This is a genomic window from Acetobacter fabarum (assembly GCF_011516925.1).
Taxonomy (GTDB): Bacteria; Pseudomonadota; Alphaproteobacteria; order Acetobacterales; family Acetobacteraceae; genus Acetobacter; species Acetobacter fabarum.
On record NZ_WOTG01000001.1, the window covers coordinates 126,227 to 142,018 of the forward strand.

Consider the following 15,792-nt stretch of genomic DNA (forward strand, 5'->3'; position numbering starts at 1 on the left):
GCAGGAAAGGATTTTGTTGCATGAACGCCACCACTCCACACGCGCCCTCATCCGTCTCTGATGAAGAAATCGCACGGTTTAGCGCCCTTGCGGAGCAGTGGTGGAATCCTTCCGGCCCCATGCGCCCACTGCACGCCATGAATGCGTTGCGCATAGACTGGGCAAGCCGCCACCTGCCCCTGCGTGGCCGCACCACACGCCGCGCAAAAATTCTGGACATCGGATGTGGCGCAGGGCTTGCGAGTGAAGCCCTGGCCAAAGCAGGCTATGACGTACTGGGGCTGGATGCATCAGCCAACGGTATTGCCGCCGCCAAGGAGCATCTGGCCACCTGCCCGCTGCCCGAACATGCGGGGCCACTGCACTACCGCAATGGCAGTGCCGAAGACCTTGTGGCTGAAGGCTGCGAGTTTGACGCGGTTGTGGCGTTAGAAATTATCGAGCATGTCACTGATCCTGCAGCATTTATGGACATGCTGGCCCAGCTTGCAGGGCCAAAGGGCACGGTCATTGTTTCCACCATGAACCGCACCCTGCGCTCCCTTGCGGTTGGCAAGATTGGCGCCGAGTATATTCTGCGCCTGCTGCCCGTGGGCACACACGAATGGCGCAAGTTCATCCAGCCATCCGAACTGGGCCAGTATGCCCGTGCGGCGGGCCTGCGCATGACCGCCATAGCAGGCATGGCACCCGGCCCAATGGGCTGGAAGGAAACCCGCGACCTTGGCATCAACTACATCGCGGCGTTTACAAAATACTGATTTTAAAATTTTTTATGGTCTGGAGGCTTACAGTCACTCCAGACCAGCCCCCTATTTGACTGAATCGGGAATTTTGCACACAGGCCCCATGGCGGGGCCATTGTAGCGGGTCCATGTCTGGGTTTCGCCAAAAATAGGCAGCCCTATATAGCCACGCAGCTTGAGCACATCAGGTTGCGCCAGCCAGATTTGAGAATCATAGAGATGCCCCGTATCGGGGTCCAGAATATGCCCGGCCCAGCGCCCTGCATTACTTTCGCCCATAGGACGAAAATCCGTTAACATCAGCAGGTTACACTCGGATTTGCCATCATGCCCACGGGGTACATCCGTACCATCGTAACGCAGGCCAACCAGATGGCCGCACAGATTTTGCCCGCAGTGGTCAATTTTAAACACGCCGTCATGGTCCTGACTAAGCCAGTACCCTGTTAAGGTGGCGGCGTTCGACACCGGCGGTTCTGCGGCAGATGAAGGTACAGCGTGCGCACCAGCCAGCAAAATGGCCAGCAGGGCAGCAAACCCCACCTTGGCTTTATGCACTGCGCCGCACGTTCTGTTCTTTGTCATATCTGCCTCTCCCTCAAGCGGGCGGCGGTCTGGCTTGCCCGCCTAGCCCTCCAAGATGTGGGGGATCACCTTCTTACGCACCACCCCCATTTGTATATGGTCAGCCCAGACATTCAACTATCCGTATCCCGCACCCAGGGCACGTTTTGGAACGCAACCCCTTCTTCTTCCAGCTCTTCTTTCTGGGACTGGGACATTTCACCGTAAATCCCGCGTTCGGGGGCTTCGCCATAATGAATGCGCAAGGCTTCATCGGCAAATCGATTGCCCATGTTTTCACAATTCTCTTCAATTGTGCGCCGTACGTCACGCAGGGCACTCAGCATGGCATCCGGCAGGCCGGGAGGTATCTGGCCTGCTGCGGGCGCCGGGGGCGCTGCCATATCTGGTGTGGGGGTGGGATCACTTTGTGGCAAACGCTCAGGCGCACGCCCCACAATGGCCGGAGCCATGGGGGCCTGATCCACGCTGGACGTGCCACATTCGGGGCAGTTTAAAAGGTTCTTCTGCCTGAGCATGGCAAATGTACTGCTGTCTTTGTACCAGCCTTCAAACACATGGTCATGGGCGCAACGCAGACGATAGCAGATCATAGTGTATTACCCTGGCAGATACCCTTTGGTCGTTATGAATACTCAGCCCAGCCCGAGCAGGCCATTCAGCTGGCCCGTACGTTCAAGCCGCATCAGGTCATCACACCCGCCAAGGGCTTTGCCATCCACAAAGGTCTGGGGCACGGTTGTCTGCCCACCGGACAGGTTTATGGCCTCGTCCCGCTCGGGCGTGCCACGTGGGGCATTGATCTCGGTAAACGGAATGTTTTTGCTCTCCAGCAGGGCAACTGCACGCATGCAGTAGGGGCAACCGGGCTGGGTATAGATTTTGATTTCAGGCATAGATTGTCCTTACTGGTTCCGGGTTATGGATTCAATCAGCTTTTGCCGGGCCATGTTATGGGCTTCATGCGCCTTGTCTAGCCGGGTTGGTCAATATCCACCTCCGGGCGGGCGGGCACGACCCCGGCCACCAGCAGGCTGACACTGCGCGCACCCGCCTGTAACAGGGCATTGGTGCAGGCTGTAGCAGTCGCGCCTGTTGTAAGCAGGTCATCGACCAGCACAATATCACGCCCCCGCACCCTGTGTGCACGCGTGCGACGGACACTCATGGCCTGAGCAACCTCATCCCGCCGCGCCTGACGGGAAAAGGACGCCAGAGGCACCGTGGAGCGGACACGAACCAGAGCATCGGGCAGGCAATGCAGGCCGCCCAGTTTGGCCACACCGTGCGCCAGCAACGCTGCCTGATTATAACGCCGCCTGAACAACCGCCAGCGATGCACGGGTACGGGCACCACCAGCGCATCACCACACACAATATCCTGCCCTATCCGCACCATCTGCTGGGCCAGAAAAGATGTGTTTTCCGTCTGATCGGCATATTTAAGCTTTAAAATCAGCTCCCTTGCCACGCTTTCATAAATAAAAGCCGCACGGGCCTGCCCCCATACGGGAGGATGCCGCTCGCATGCCGGGCACAGATCATTCACTCCCAGCATTGCGGCACTTACCTGCGGTACAGCACACGCCTTGCAAAATGGCGCAACAACAACCCGCACATGCGCAAAACAGGAGGCGCAAAGCAGGCCATGCTGCGCAACATCCGCCCCACAATGCAGGCAGGCTGGCGGGTAAAGAACCCCCAACCCCATTTGCCCAAGGGCGCGCAGTTGCGCCACAACGCGCGCGCCTAGCATAAACACAGGTTTGTCATGGCTGGCGGCTTGGCAAAAAGTGTGGATACGCGCACATCTGCCTTTATGAATACACCTGTTATTTTTGACCGCAAAGCCGTCAGGCAGCACAGGGACCGTGCGGCACGCAGGCTGGATGGCATTATGCCTGTGCTGGACATTACCGCCGACCTGCTGCTCGACCGACTGGACGATATGGTGCGCAGTTTTTCCGCGGCACTGGATATAGGCGGGCGTGGTGCCATTAGCCCGCGCCTTGCTGCGCGGGGCATTGCCACTACCAGCATGGACCTCTCCCCCAGACTCGTCACCCGCTCCGGAGAAATGCGTGTTTGTGCGGATGAGGAATGGCTGCCGTTTGCCCCGCATAGCTTTGATCTGGTCATTGCCAATCTGTCCCTACACTGGGTGAACGACCTGCCCGGTGTTTTTGCCCAGATCCGGCATGTTCTGCGGCCCGATGGGCTTTTTCTGGCCAGCATGCCCATACTCCCCACATTGCGCCCCCTGCGCACGGCGCTGGAAGCCGCCGAACTGGCGGTGTGCGATGGCGTATCGCCCCGTGTATCACCTTTTCCCACGCAGCAGAGCTGTGCGCAGCTTATGCAGCGGGCCGGATTTGCCCTACCTGTTATTGATACCGAATGTCTGGACCTGCGCTACCGCTCGCTCAGCGCGCTTATGGCCGACCTGCGTGCTGCGGGTGAGACAAATGCCCTGACCCAGCGTACACGCACCATACCACCACGCATGATGTTTGCTGCTGCCGCAGCCGAGCTGGAAAAAACGGGGGCAGACAGCTTTGCCATGCCCCTGCATATGGCTGTTTTATCCGGCTGGGCACCGGCTCCAACCCAACCTGTACCCTTACAGCCCGGTCAGTTCCAGCACTCCCTGCATGATGCCCTGAACCCGCAGGAACCATCCGCTTAATCTCGCCCCCACAACCCAGCCGGGCCGAGATTAGCCCCCGGTTACGCTCATATGCCTTTGCGGGCCGGATACAGCACCTGTCTGCCCATCCAGCAGAAAATCATGCCCTACGGGTTTGCGGGCTATGGCCTGCTGTATGGCCACTTCCAGTGCAGCATCTGTTGCCCCCTCGCGCATGAGGTGGCGCAGGTCCACCCCCTCCTCCTGCCCAAGGCAGGTATAAAGCTGCCCGGTGCAGGAAAGGCGGACGCGGTTGCAGGTCGCGCAAAAATTGTGGCTCATGGGCGTAATAAAGCCCAGACGCTGCCCGGTTTGCGCCACCCGCACGTAACGCGCGGGCCCTCCGGTCTGGTAGGCCAGAGGCTCTAACGTCCAGCGTTGAGACAGGCTCCGCCGTACCGCGTCGAGCGAGAGGTACTGCGCGGCACGGTCTTCCCCTGTTTCCCCCATCGGCATCGTTTCTATCAGGCAGAGGTCGGCCCCGATTTCTCCGCACCAGGCGAGCAGGGCATCAAACTCATCATCATTCACACCCGCCATGGCCACGGTGTTAATACGCACGGCCAGCCCTTCTGCACGGGCAGCGCGGATACCTTCCAGCGTTGCGGCCAGCCTGCCCCGGCGGGTCAGCTTGGCAAAACGTTGCTCGTCCAGAGAATCCAGACTGACATTCACACGCCGGACTCCAGCCTGCGCCAGAATGGGAGCGTAATGCGCCAACTGGCTGCCATTGGTGGTTAGTGTCAGCTCATCCAGCCGCCCCGCCTGCTCTGGGTGGCGCAGCCATGTCCCAAGTTCCTTGAAGAAAAGCCCGATGTCACGCCGCACAAGGGGCTCGCCCCCCGTAATGCGCAGCCTGCGTACGCCATGGAGCACAAAGACCCGGCTCAGACGCAGAAGTTCCTCAAAATCCAGAACATCCGCCCGTGGCAAAAACGACATCTGTTCGGACATGCAGTACACACACCGCATGTCGCATCTGTCGGTTACAGAAAGACGGAGGTAGGAAATCCGCCTTCCGGCGGGGTCCGTTAAAGAGGACAACATAGGTACACTTTATATCAGAAACCTCGACGGCTTTAAATGCAAAAGAGCACCCCGGCGCAGCAGAAACAGCACCCTGCTCTTAAAAAACATACGGCCCGCTTTAAGCGGGCCGTATGCAGCAGGCAAGTTGAAAAAACGGAGGTTAGTGCCCCGCGTTGTTACCTGAAAAGTCAGGTTTGGAGAGGCCGGAGTGCTCAAGCTGCTCCACCAGAGCATCCTTCAGCCGTTCCAGTCCTGCGCTGTCGCGCCCTTCTGCACGGGCAACCAGCACCGCCTGCGTGTTGGATGCCCGCAGCAGCCACCAGCCATCGGTTGTGTTAACACGCACGCCATCAATTTCGGACACGTCAGCGCCAGCTTTACGCAGGCGTTCGGCAACTTCCTCAATCACCTTGAACTTGCGGTGGTCATCACAGTCAAAGCGGACTTCCGGCGTGGAAAGCGTTGCAGGCAGGGCCTCACGGAATGCGGCAAGCGATTCTGTGGACCGCGCTACAATGCCAAGCACACGCACACCGGCGTAAAGTGCATCATCAAACCCGTACCATTTATCGGCAAAGAAGATGTGCCCGGACATTTCGCCCGCCAGCGGGGAGCCGGTTTCCGCCATTTTGGACTTAATGAGCGAATGCCCCGTACGCCACATGAGCGGTTTGCCGCCAGCGCGTGCGACCTCATCAAACAGCACCTGACTGGCTTTGACGTCGGCAATAATGGTTGCCCCGGAATGGCTTTTGAGCACATCCCGCGCCAGCAGAACCAGAATCTGGTCGCCCCACAAAATCTCGCCCTTATTGTCCACCAGCCCGATTCGGTCTGCATCCCCATCAAAGGCAATGCCCAGATCGGCGTGGTTGTCCTTTACCGCGGCAATAAGCTGCTCAAGGTTTTTGGCAACCGTGGGGTCCGGGTGGTGGGCAGGGAATGTGCCATCAATGGCGGCATTGAGCACAATATGCTCGCCCGGCAGGGCCGCGACCATTTTTTCCAGCACTTCGCCTGCGGAGCTGTTGCCGTTGTCCCAGACAATTTTGAGCTTACGCGTGCCGCCGTCATAATCCTTTACAAGGCGTTTGACGTAGTCATCACGCACATCAATCGTGCGTACGGTGCCCTGTTCTGCCGCGACCACATTCCCCTTAGCCGACAGATCCCCGAGTTCACGGATCTGGGCACCAAAGAACGGCTTGCCCGCCAGCATCATTTTAAAGCCATTATAGTTGGGCGGGTTGTGGCTACCCGTCACCATAATGGCACCATCCGCATTAAGCGTGGCTGATGCATAATACAGCATGGGGGTAGGCCCACGCCCAACGCGGGTTACGTCCAGACCACACTCCAGAGCTCCTTTTACAAGGGCTTCTTCCAGCATGGGGGAAGACAGGCGGCCATCATACCCGACCACCAGCGTTTTGCCGCCATTACGGCGGACAAGGCTGCCAAATGTGCGGCCGATGGCAAACGCATCTTCAGCGCTCAGTGTTTTGCCAACAATGCCGCGAATATCGTATTCCCGCAGGCTTGTTGCTTCAAAGTCATGCGCAAAAGACATTAGTTCTGCCCCTCATACTTCTTGAGGAATTCGCGCACGCCTTCAGCCAGTTCAGGGCGTTCGAGCGCAAAGGCGATCTGGGCTTCCAGAAAGCCGAGCTTGTTACCGCAATCGTAACGCACGCCTTCATACCGCAGGCCATTGAACGGCACGTGACCAATGGTTTTGGCCATGGCATCTGTCAGCTGCACTTCACCACCAGCACCTTTTTCCAGCTTGGCCAGATGCGGCATGACATCAGGGGTCAGGATATAACGCCCGATAATGGACAGGTTGGACGGCGCATCCTCAGGTTTGGGTTTTTCAACCAGCCCTTTAACTTCCACAAGGCGGCCATCATCCTTGCCAATGTCCAGAATACCGTAGCGGTTGGTATGCTCACGCGGCACTTCGGACACGGCAACCACGTTGCCCCCGGTTTCGTAATAGGCTTCAGCCAGCTGCTTCAGGCAGCCTTTCTGCGACATCACCATGTCGTCAGGAAGCAGGATGGCAAACGGATCGTTGCCAATAAAGGAGCGCGCACACCAGATGGCATGCCCGAGCCCCAGCGGCTCCTGCTGGCGCACGGCAATAAGCGAGCCGGCCTGAATGCTGCTGGGTTCCAGCGCCTCCAGACAATCAACCTTGTTGCGTTCCTTGAGCGTGCTTTCCAGCTCATAGGCAATATCGAAATAGTCGATCAGGGAATCTTTGCCGCGGCCGGTAATAAGGCAGAATTCCTCAATGCCTGCGGCGCGTGCTTCATCAATTGCGTACTGGATAAGGGGTTTGTCCACGACCGGCAGCATTTCTTTTGGCATGGCCTTGGTGGCAGGCAAAAAGCGCGTTCCCAGCCCCGCAACTGGCAGGACTGCTTTACGTAAAGGCTTGGGATTGGACACGAATATAACACCTTTAAATCAAGTTAAACCTGAGACCATCCGACCTGACCTGGCCAAAGCATGGAGGCATCCACCCCAATACCCGCCTGCGCCGGAAAAAGATCAAGGCGGCCGACAGTGCTAGCTGACATTGTGCCTTGTATCCGTGGCCGATTGCATAGTCTTTTTTACATAATCACAACCATGCTTCTACACCGCAACAGACCGCAAAAGAACGGCGTGAATATGACAACTTCCGCCTAATTTGCAGAAAAAACGCGTGCAAACGAAAAAAAACGGCTCAAGGCGTCAGCCTTTTGCCGTCCATAACATAACATTTTGTCATGAAAGAAAATGGTGCGGTCGAGAAGACTCGAACTTCCACGAGGTTTCCCCCACAAGCACCTCAAGCTTGCGCGTCTACCATTCCGCCACGACCGCACGTGACAAACGGTATCAAAAAAGGCGATACCGTGTGTTAGGAAGCCCTATAACCGAACCATAAGCAGGCGGCAATGACCAAAGAACAAATTTTATGGGAAATAAGCAAAAAACTGGTGCCTTACCCTGCGGCCCTGAGCAGAATGGAACAGATTGCCAAAGACATAAGGGCGGGAGAGGCCGCCGAGCGCGTATGGCTGCTTGAACACCCCCCCCTGTACACATCCGGCACATCTGCCAAGGCGGAGGACCTGTTCAACCCAGCAGGGTACCCCACCTACCATGCCGGCCGGGGCGGACAGTGGACCTACCACGGGCCGGGCCAACGCACGGCCTATGTCATGCTTGACCTGCAACGCGCCCATGGCAACACCCCCGCGCGCGACCTGCGGGCCTATGTGCAGGCGCTGGAAGCGTGGATTATTACCGCACTCGCCAGTTTTGGCCTGCGTGGAGAAGTGCGGGAAGGCCGGGTGGGCGTGTGGGTTACCAACCCGCAGACAGGGATAGAAGAAAAAATTGCGGCCATAGGTGTCCGCGTCTCCCGCTGGGTAAGCTGGCATGGCGTAGCCATTAATCTGGCCCCTGCCCTGCCTGACTTTGATGGCATTGTACCTTGCGGGATTCGGGAATACGGCGTGACCAGTTTTGAAAAACTGGGCATCAAAGCCAGTATGCAGGACCTGGACCTTGCTCTGGCAGCAGCGTGGCACACCGTATTTGGCAGCACGCCATCTGCCCTGACACCTGTTGAGCTGGCACCTAGTCCAGTCGAATTTGCGTAAGCTTGCGCTGCGCATCCAGAATACGCACGTCATACAGGCTTAAAACGCCCTGTTCGTCCCTGAACCGGAGCGTGACCAACCCCTGCGAGGGATTATCCGCTCTGGTCAGCGAAATCTGGACAAGGCCGCGCTGCTGCTGAACGTCGGAAACCATAACCGGGCCAGACAGGCGCACCGGGTTGCTCAACAACATTCCCAACGCACTATGGCCCAGCCCGATATGAGTGACCGACCCATTAGCTGCATCCGTAAACACGGCTGAACGCTCGGATGCTTTGAGTTCCATCTCATGCGGGGTGGTAAAGCGCATGTCCAGGTAACCGGGGCGGTAGGTGATCAGCCCGCTGCCACTGGCACCATTGGGCCATATTTGCGTAAACGGTGCATCCTGCAGGTTAACCGTGCGGAAATATGCCTCCACCCGGTTGACCGTGGCGTTTTGTGGCCCTCCCCCCACCTGCTGCGTTGCACAGGCGGCAAGCACAAGTGGCGCAAGGGCAAACAGGGAACGACGGCTGAAGACCCCCTTGCTCATACAGTTGCCTCTTCTTCCGCCGGGGTGCGCAGGGTTAGCGCCAGTGCGTGCAGGCCATCGGCCAGTTCGGGGGCCAGCAGGTCATGCACCTTGCGTGAGCGTGCAACGCGACTCATGCCTTCAAACACAGGTGAGACAATATAAAGGCGGAAGTGCGTTTCCGTCGCACCGGCATTGGGGCCGCGCGTCTGCTCCACATGGTGGGCATGGCGGTGGCTTTCGTCCTGTATGTCCAATCTGGTCGGAAAAAGCGCTGTTTCCAGCACTTTGCGTACCCGCACGGCGCGCGTGGCACCCGATATGGAGGATGATGTTGGGCCTGAAAGACTGGTCATATGGCAACTCACCTCTTGCGACCAAAGCATTTGCAACGCAAATAACGATGAATGATGAAGCGAAGGAACACCCGTCCCCGCGCGTTTGATCCTGATCCCAACGCGCCGCAGCGCTGCTGCGACATGCCGGACTGCACAAGCCCGGCAGGATACCGCGCGCCCCGCTCCCGCGATAGCCTGAACCAGTATTATTGGTTCTGTCTGGAGCATGTGCGTGAATACAATGCACGATGGGACTATTACAAAGGCATGTCTCCCGGCCAGATAGAAGCACATCTGCGGGCCGATATAAGCTGGGACCGGCCAACATGGACGTTTGGCCAGGGTCCGGGCCAGAGCAAACGCACCATGCCGAACGAAGAAGATATTCTGGACCCGCTGGACATACTGGGCCAGAACCGCCGCGCCCGCGCCGACCGGGCCCGCGCACAGGCCGAACCACGGATTCCTGCCCATCTGCGCGAACCACTCGCCGTTCTGGGGCTGGACTGGCCGGTTACGCTGGCAAATGCCAAAACGCATTACCGCGCCCTTGCCCGCAAACATCACCCTGATACCAATCAGGGGGACCTTGCGGCTGAGGAACGTCTGAAAAAGATCAACGTTGCCTTTACTATTGTGAAGGCACATCTGCAGACGGAAGAACTCGAAAAAGCAGGCTGATCATGTATCCTGCTCCGGTATGCCCGCCGGTTTTGTTTTGAACCCCTTACGATCAGACGGATAATCATGACGGATTCCAGCCCCCAGACAGCAGCTCTTGATCTTCCGCCCATTTCGGCGGTTTCCGTACCGGATACGGAAGTCAGCGTCCGTGAGGTATTCGGGATCGATTCCGACCTGAAGGTTCCCGCCTTCTCCCTGCGTACCGAGCATGTCCCCCCGATTGATACGGCCTACCTGTTTGACCACGATACAACGCTGGCCATTCTGGCAGGCTTTGCCTTTAACCGCCGCGTTATGGTGCAGGGCTTCCATGGTACGGGCAAATCCTCCCATGTGGAGCAGATTGCAGCGCGCCTGAACTGGCCGTGTATCCGCATCAATCTGGACAGCCACGTTTCGCGCATAGATCTGGTGGGCAAGGATGCCATTGTGGTCAAGGATGGCCAGCAGGTCACCGAGTTTCAGGAAGGGCTGCTGCCATGGTGCCTGCAACGCCCCTGCGCACTGGTGTTTGATGAATACGATGCCGGGCGGCCGGATGTCATGTTCGTTATCCAGCGTATTCTGGAAGTCGAGGGCAAGCTGACCCTGCTTGACCAGAACCGCGTCATTACCCCCAACCCGTGGTTCCGCCTGTTTGCCACGGCCAACACTGTGGGGCTGGGCGATACTACTGGCCTGTACCATGGCACCCAGCAGATCAATCAGGGGCAGATGGACCGCTGGAACATTGTAACCTCGCTCAACTACCTGCCCCATGCGCAGGAAGTCGGCATTGTCTGCTCCCGTCTGGGCATTGCGGCGGACGACAAGGCCGAGCGTGAAAAAATTGGCAATATGGTGGCTCTGGCCGGGCTGACGCGCGCAGGCTTCATGGCGGGGGATCTGTCCACCGTCATGTCCCCCCGTTCGGTTATCGCGTGGGCAGAAAATGACCTTATTTTCAAGGATCTGGCTTTTGCCTTCCGCGTAACATTCCTCAACAAGTGTGACGAGGCCGAGCGCGGCATGGTGGCGGAATATTACCAGCGTTGTTTTAACAGCAGCCCCCTGCCCAAGCGCCCTGCCTGACAAAAATAATCTAACAGACAGGGGGCGTTATGGCTGATCAGGCAAGCAACACGGGCAACCCGTCCATCCGCCTCTCCCGCGAGGAGGCGGAAAAACGGGCCGATGCCTTTAAACAGGCAACCGAGGCAACGCTACGCGCCCTTGGCGGGCGGAAGGAGACCAATGTCTCCTTCCATAGCGGCAACATGCCCATGGCCCCGATCAGTCTGGGGGAGAAAATTCGCCTCTCCTCCCCCTCCCTCAACCTGAATGAGGAAGAAGCACAGCGCCTGCGTGGTGCGGCAGACGCACAGGCCCTGCGGCTGAAACACCACGATTTTGACCTGCACGCCGCACGCCGACCGGCAGACACCATTGCCCGCGAAGTGTATGACGCACTGGAGCAGGCCCGTGTGGAAGCCGTAGGGGCCCGCCACATGAAAGGCGTTGCCGCCAACCTGCGCCACAGGCTGGAGCAGGAAATCCGCGCTGCTGGTCTGGATCATATGACCGATGCCGCCCAGCTTTCCCCCGTTGTAGGGCTGGAACTTCTGGCACGTGAAAAGCTGACAGGCGAACCCCTGCCCGAATCAGCCCGTGCCATTATGGAGCAGTGGAAGCAGAGCCTGCCCGAAGATGCACTGGCCGCACTGGACACGCTGGCCGCTGACCAGGATAGCCAGAAAGCTTACTCCCGCACGGCCCGCAAACTGCTCGCCGCCTGCGCACTAACCGATGACGACTCCCTCTCTGATCAGGAGGAAGAGGACGAAAACTCGGGCAATGCGCCAGACACCAACGAGGATGAAAGCGAACAGCCCCCCCCCGAGCAGGAGGACGAAACCTCCGGCGCGGCACCGGATATGTCCGATGCGGTGTCCGAACCCCAGCTTATGGCGGGCAGTGCGGATGCAGCCGACAATACCCCAGAGGTAGAGCAGGAATCCGGCTCTGCCGAAGGCACGGGGGATGCCGCAGGACCGGGCAACCGTAAAGAGATAGAACCGGGCCAGACCGCCAAAGGCTACCACGCCTACACCACCAGTTTTGATGAAGAAATTCTGGCCGAAAACCTGTGCGACCCCGAGGAACTCTCCCGCCTGCGGCACCAGCTGGACCTGCAATTAGCCACGCTGCACGGAGTTGTCTCCCGTCTGGCCAACCGGCTCCAGCGCCGCCTTATGGCGCAGCAGACCCGCTCCTGGTCGTTTGATCTGGAAGAAGGCATGCTGGATGCAGGCAGGCTGTCGCGCATTGTGGTCAATCCGCGCCTGTCTCTTTCCTACAAGCAGGAAAAAGACACGGAGTTCCGCGATACAGTGGTCACGCTGCTGATCGACAATTCCGGCTCCATGCGCGGTCGCCCCATTTCCGTTGCCGCATCCTGCGGGGATATTCTGGCACGCACGCTTGAACGCTGCGGTGTAAAAGTGGAAATTCTGGGCTTTACCACCCGCGCATGGAAAGGCGGGCAAAGCCGCGAACTCTGGGTACAGAACAACAAGCCCGAAAACCCCGGCCGCCTGAACGACCTGCGCCACATTGTTTACAAAGGTGCGGACACACCGTGGCGGCGCGCACGCACCAATCTGGGCCTGATGCTGCGTGAAGGGCTGCTGAAGGAAAACATAGACGGCGAGGCCCTGCTCTGGGCATGGCGACGTATTAAAAGCCGGCCCGAGGCCCGCAAGATTCTTATGGTGATCTCGGACGGCGCTCCAGTGGATGACAGCACACTGTCCGTCAACCCGGCCTCCTATCTGGAGGACCACCTGCGCGAGGTGATCGGCATGATTGAAAACCGCAGCCCGGTGGAACTGAGCGCCATAGGTATTGGCCATGACGTGACCCGCTATTATCAGCGGGCCGTTACCATTACCGATGCGGAGGAACTGGGCGGAACCATGCTCCAGTCCCTTTCCGCCCTGTTTGATGAAAAGCGGATGCGCAAGCGGGCTTAAGCCTGCGGCGTATCCGCCAGTTCTTTCATCATCTTCGCATGCGCCAAGCGTACTTCCGTAAAGGAATGTATGGCGTCAAGCAGAATAGCAATATCTGCCTTGGTCGTGCGGTGGTTAACCAGTGCCACACGAATAGCCAGCACACCCCCGATCCGGGTGGTGGATGGCGCGACTACGCCGCTCAGTTGCAGGTCCTTGACCAGTTCCCCATTCAAACGGTCAAGGTCCTCCACATCAGGTGCCGCCACACGGAAACACACAACATTCAGCGTTACAGGTGCCAGCAGTTGCAACTGGGCCGTGGCCTGCACCTGCCGTGCCAGTTCCTGCGCCAGTGCACAGGACTGGGTTACTACCTGCCCCAGCTTTTGGGTGCCAAACCCTGCCAGCGCAAACCAGACCTTGAGTGCCCGAAACCCGCGTGAGAGATCCGGCCCCAGATCACAAAACCATGGGGCACCCGCAGCAAGCCCCCTATCCTCGCGTGAGAGATATGCGAGGGATTGCGCAAAAGCCGCCGCCTGCCTGCCCGGCTCACGCACCAGCACGCAGCCTGCATCGTATGGAACCTGTGCCCATTTATGAAAATCAAAGGCCAGACTATCGGCCCGTTCCAGACCAGCAAGCAAAGGGGCCAGGTCAGGTGCAAGCTTTGCCAGCGCACCAAAAGCCCCATCCACATGGAACCAGAGCCCCTCCCGCGCAGCCAGATCGGCCAGTGCATTCAGCGGGTCAATGCTGCCCGTATCCACTGTTCCTGCCGTACCAACGACCAGAAACGGCTCAAACCCGGCGGCCCTGTCCTGCACAATCATGCGCTCAAGGGCTGCCAGATCCATACGGAATGCGCTGTCCATTGGCACACGGCGCAAGGCCTGCTCGCCCAGTCCTGCCATATCAAACGCACGGGCTACGCAACCATGTGCGCTCTCACCCGCATAACCCACCAGCCTACGGCCACCAACACCCTGCTGCCGCAGGTCCTGCCCTCCGCTCACATTGCGGGTGGCGGTCAGGATGGCAATAAAGTTGGCCATGGAGGAGCCGGTTACCAGCAGCCCCGTGGCTTCGCGGGAAAAACCGAACATTTCCGCGGCCCAGCGGATAACCATCCGCTCGACTTCTACAGGTGCATGATCACGCCCGCCCAGATTGGCGTTTAGCCCTGCGGCCAGCATATCCGCCAGCATACCCTGTGCGGTGCCCCCCCCATGCACCCAGCCCATAAAGCGTGGGTGCCGGTTGCCCACGGCATAGGGCTGCACGGTTTGTGTAAACTGCTCGTACAGTGCCCCCAGTTCCTGCCCACTGGCAGGGAGCGGGGCATCCCTGAACCCCTCGCGCACAGAAGCAGGCATAGGTTGCCAGACGGGGCCTTGCGAGACATGGCGGATATTTTCCAGCATATCATCCAGCATCTGGTGCCCCTGAGCTTTCAGTTCTTCCCAGTCTTCAGGATCCAGACCCGCCACAACCTTGCTCTCCTCTTGCATAATATCAACAAATGCGCCCTCGCCAGACTGCTACGCTGGCGTTGTGGATGCATGATCGTGCTCCTGACTGAGCCGGGCAAACCTGCGGGCCAGCACGGCACAGACAAAAAGCTGAATCTGGTGATACAGCATGAGCGGCAGAACAATAACCCCCACGGAGGCAGGCGGGAACAGAACGTTGGCCATGGGCACACCAGATGCCAGCGTTTTTTTGGAGCCGCAGAACACTACGGCAATTTCGTCCTTCAGGGGCAGACCAATCAGGCGGCCGCCAAAAATGGTCAGGCCCAACACGCTGAACAGCAGAACTGAATCCGCAATGGCAATCATGCCCAGCTCGGCCATGGGCAGGCGGTGCCATAGCCCCTGCATGACTGCATCGCTAAAAGCCGCATAAACAACGACCAGAACCGAACCCCGGTCGGAAAAAGACAGGATTTTCTTGTTCCGGTGCGCCCATGCCCCAAGCCATGGCTGCAACACCTGCCCCAGAATAAACGGAAGCAGAAGCTGGTAAACAATATCCAGCGGGTTACCTGTGGTCTGGCCGTGCTGGCTCAGCACCAGCCCCACCAGCACGGGGGTAATAAAAATACCAAACACGTTGGACGCCGTGGCCGCACACACGGCGGCAGGCACGTTACCCCCCGCGATGGAGGTAAACGCAATGGAGGACTGTACCGTGGAAGGCAGGCAGCACAGGAACAGCACACCCATCCATATATCCGGCTGCAACAGACCGGGGAACAGGGCATGTGCTGCCAGCCCCAAAAGCGGAAACAGGACAAACGTGCAGCTCAGGATAAGCAGGTGCAGCTTCCATGCCACCATACCATCCAGCACGGCCTTGCGTGACAGGCGCGCACCTTGCAAAAAAAACATGAGCGCAATCAGCCCGACAGACAGCCAGTGAAAAACCGGCACCGCGGCCCCATGGCACGGCACAAGCGTTGCCAGCAGAACAGAGGCCAGCAGCCCCAGCAAAAAGGGGTCAATTTTCAAAAAGCGCACGGTTGGGGCTCTTCCATGATAATCTTGTTGCCTGCA

17 protein-coding genes and 1 tRNA gene are annotated in these 15,792 nt (G+C 58.6%); 6 read left to right on the forward strand and 12 right to left on the reverse strand.

The window, feature by feature from the left end:
• Positions 1–20: 20 nt before the first annotated feature.
• Positions 21–761 carry a bifunctional 2-polyprenyl-6-hydroxyphenol methylase/3-demethylubiquinol 3-O-methyltransferase UbiG gene (gene ubiG, locus GOB83_RS00650; protein ID WP_165924954.1) on the forward strand — a complete coding sequence of 247 codons (741 nt, stop codon included), beginning with the start codon at positions 21–23 and terminating at the stop codon, positions 759–761.
• Between the two features lie 51 nt (positions 762–812).
• Here the strand turns inward: ubiG and GOB83_RS00655 are convergent, their stop codons facing one another.
• From GOB83_RS00655 to GOB83_RS00670, 4 genes are all read right to left on the reverse strand, one after another.
• The gene (locus GOB83_RS00655) at positions 813–1,331 is read right to left on the reverse strand and encodes a DUF2147 domain-containing protein (RefSeq protein WP_165924955.1); all 519 of its coding nucleotides are present in this window, start codon (positions 1,329–1,331) and stop codon (positions 813–815) included.
• Positions 1,332–1,444: 113 nt separating this feature from the next.
• Positions 1,445–1,924, reverse strand: a complete 480-nt coding sequence (locus tag GOB83_RS00660; protein WP_165924956.1) for a DUF1178 family protein — start codon at positions 1,922–1,924, stop codon at positions 1,445–1,447.
• A 42-nt stretch (positions 1,925–1,966) separates the two neighbouring features.
• Positions 1,967–2,227, reverse strand: a complete 261-nt coding sequence (grxC, locus tag GOB83_RS00665; RefSeq protein ID WP_165924957.1) for a glutaredoxin 3 — start codon at positions 2,225–2,227, stop codon at positions 1,967–1,969.
• A gap of 77 nt (positions 2,228–2,304) precedes the next feature.
• Positions 2,305–3,087: a double zinc ribbon domain-containing protein gene (locus tag GOB83_RS00670; RefSeq protein ID WP_165924958.1), complete on the reverse strand. Its 783-nt coding sequence runs from the start codon at positions 3,085–3,087 to the stop codon at positions 2,305–2,307.
• Between the two features lie 63 nt (positions 3,088–3,150).
• Here GOB83_RS00670 and GOB83_RS00675 point away from each other — a divergent pair, with 63 nt between their 5' ends.
• Positions 3,151–4,017: a methyltransferase domain-containing protein gene (locus tag GOB83_RS00675; RefSeq protein WP_165924959.1), complete on the forward strand. Its 867-nt coding sequence runs from the start codon at positions 3,151–3,153 to the stop codon at positions 4,015–4,017.
• A 30-nt stretch (positions 4,018–4,047) separates the two neighbouring features.
• Here the strand turns inward: GOB83_RS00675 and moaA are convergent, their stop codons facing one another.
• The 4 genes from moaA to GOB83_RS00695 form a co-directional block, all read right to left on the reverse strand.
• Entirely contained in the window at positions 4,048–5,064 is a 1,017-nt protein-coding gene (moaA, locus tag GOB83_RS00680) for a GTP 3',8-cyclase MoaA (RefSeq protein ID WP_086645890.1), read from the reverse strand.
• A gap of 142 nt (positions 5,065–5,206) precedes the next feature.
• Positions 5,207–6,616 carry a phosphoglucomutase/phosphomannomutase PgmG gene (gene pgmG, locus GOB83_RS00685; protein WP_095348893.1) on the reverse strand — a complete coding sequence of 470 codons (1,410 nt, stop codon included), beginning with the start codon at positions 6,614–6,616 and terminating at the stop codon, positions 5,207–5,209.
• On the reverse strand, positions 6,616–7,500 hold the full coding sequence (gene galU, locus GOB83_RS00690; RefSeq protein WP_086645888.1) for a UTP--glucose-1-phosphate uridylyltransferase GalU: 885 nt from the start codon (positions 7,498–7,500) through the stop codon (positions 6,616–6,618). Before galU ends, pgmG begins: the two co-directional genes overlap by 1 nt.
• A 334-nt stretch (positions 7,501–7,834) precedes the next feature.
• Positions 7,835–7,920 (reverse strand) — tRNA-Leu (locus GOB83_RS00695).
• A 74-nt stretch (positions 7,921–7,994) separates the two neighbouring features.
• On the opposite strand from GOB83_RS00695, the gene lipB reads away from it, so the two are divergent.
• Entirely contained in the window at positions 7,995–8,705 is a 711-nt protein-coding gene (gene lipB, locus GOB83_RS00700) for a lipoyl(octanoyl) transferase LipB (protein ID WP_165924960.1), read from the forward strand.
• Here lipB and GOB83_RS00705 read toward each other — a convergent pair.
• Both GOB83_RS00705 and GOB83_RS00710 read right to left on the reverse strand, forming a co-directional pair.
• A complete protein-coding gene (locus tag GOB83_RS00705; protein WP_165924961.1) occupies positions 8,683–9,240 on the reverse strand; it encodes a LolA family protein in 558 nt (185 codons plus the stop codon). The two genes, lipB and GOB83_RS00705, sit on opposite strands and share 23 nt — an antisense overlap.
• The gene (locus GOB83_RS00710) at positions 9,237–9,575 is read right to left on the reverse strand and encodes a BolA family protein (protein WP_086645885.1); all 339 of its coding nucleotides are present in this window, start codon (positions 9,573–9,575) and stop codon (positions 9,237–9,239) included. Before GOB83_RS00710 ends, GOB83_RS00705 begins: the two co-directional genes overlap by 4 nt.
• Positions 9,576–9,626: 51 nt before the next feature.
• Here GOB83_RS00710 and GOB83_RS00715 point away from each other — a divergent pair, with 51 nt between their 5' ends.
• From GOB83_RS00715 to cobT, 3 genes are all read left to right on the forward strand, one after another.
• Positions 9,627–10,238 carry a J domain-containing protein gene (locus tag GOB83_RS00715; RefSeq protein ID WP_086645884.1) on the forward strand — a complete coding sequence of 204 codons (612 nt, stop codon included), beginning with the start codon at positions 9,627–9,629 and terminating at the stop codon, positions 10,236–10,238.
• A gap of 66 nt (positions 10,239–10,304) precedes the next feature.
• Complete coding sequence (locus GOB83_RS00720; RefSeq protein WP_086645883.1) at positions 10,305–11,312, forward strand: AAA family ATPase; 1,008 nt, start codon at positions 10,305–10,307, stop codon at positions 11,310–11,312.
• Between the two features lie 29 nt (positions 11,313–11,341).
• Entirely contained in the window at positions 11,342–13,252 is a 1,911-nt protein-coding gene (cobT, locus tag GOB83_RS00725) for a cobaltochelatase subunit CobT (protein ID WP_165924962.1), read from the forward strand.
• Here cobT and GOB83_RS00730 read toward each other — a convergent pair.
• Complete coding sequence (locus GOB83_RS00730; RefSeq protein WP_264802393.1) at positions 13,249–14,724, reverse strand: pyridoxal phosphate-dependent decarboxylase family protein; 1,476 nt, start codon at positions 14,722–14,724, stop codon at positions 13,249–13,251. The two genes, cobT and GOB83_RS00730, sit on opposite strands and share 4 nt — an antisense overlap.
• Before the next feature lie 51 nt (positions 14,725–14,775).
• Positions 14,776–15,756 (reverse strand): bile acid:sodium symporter family protein, encoded by a 981-nt coding sequence (locus GOB83_RS00735; protein WP_165924964.1) that lies wholly within the window; start codon positions 15,754–15,756, stop codon positions 14,776–14,778.
• Positions 15,757–15,792: the final 36 nt, after the last annotated feature.

What these genes read in the sequence shown, in the direction of transcription:
- ubiG (WP_165924954.1), top strand. Translation starts at nt 21, where the DNA reads ATGAACGCCACCACTCCACACGCGCCCTCATCCGTCTCTGATGAAGAA.
- GOB83_RS00655 (WP_165924955.1), bottom strand. Translation starts at nt 1,331, where the DNA reads ATGACAAAGAACAGAACGTGCGGCGCAGTGCATAAAGCCAAGGTGGGG.
- GOB83_RS00660 (WP_165924956.1), bottom strand. Translation starts at nt 1,924, where the DNA reads ATGATCTGCTATCGTCTGCGTTGCGCCCATGACCATGTGTTTGAAGGC.
- grxC (WP_165924957.1), bottom strand. Translation starts at nt 2,227, where the DNA reads ATGCCTGAAATCAAAATCTATACCCAGCCCGGTTGCCCCTACTGCATG.
- GOB83_RS00670 (WP_165924958.1), bottom strand. Translation starts at nt 3,087, where the DNA reads ATGCTAGGCGCGCGCGTTGTGGCGCAACTGCGCGCCCTTGGGCAAATG.
- GOB83_RS00675 (WP_165924959.1), top strand. Translation starts at nt 3,151, where the DNA reads ATGAATACACCTGTTATTTTTGACCGCAAAGCCGTCAGGCAGCACAGG.
- moaA (WP_086645890.1), bottom strand. Translation starts at nt 5,064, where the DNA reads ATGTTGTCCTCTTTAACGGACCCCGCCGGAAGGCGGATTTCCTACCTC.
- pgmG (WP_095348893.1), bottom strand. Translation starts at nt 6,616, where the DNA reads ATGTCTTTTGCGCATGACTTTGAAGCAACAAGCCTGCGGGAATACGAT.
- lipB (WP_165924960.1), top strand. Translation starts at nt 7,995, where the DNA reads ATGACCAAAGAACAAATTTTATGGGAAATAAGCAAAAAACTGGTGCCT.
- GOB83_RS00705 (WP_165924961.1), bottom strand. Translation starts at nt 9,240, where the DNA reads ATGAGCAAGGGGGTCTTCAGCCGTCGTTCCCTGTTTGCCCTTGCGCCA.
- GOB83_RS00710 (WP_086645885.1), bottom strand. Translation starts at nt 9,575, where the DNA reads ATGACCAGTCTTTCAGGCCCAACATCATCCTCCATATCGGGTGCCACG.
- GOB83_RS00715 (WP_086645884.1), top strand. Translation starts at nt 9,627, where the DNA reads ATGATGAAGCGAAGGAACACCCGTCCCCGCGCGTTTGATCCTGATCCC.
- GOB83_RS00720 (WP_086645883.1), top strand. Translation starts at nt 10,305, where the DNA reads ATGACGGATTCCAGCCCCCAGACAGCAGCTCTTGATCTTCCGCCCATT.
- cobT (WP_165924962.1), top strand. Translation starts at nt 11,342, where the DNA reads ATGGCTGATCAGGCAAGCAACACGGGCAACCCGTCCATCCGCCTCTCC.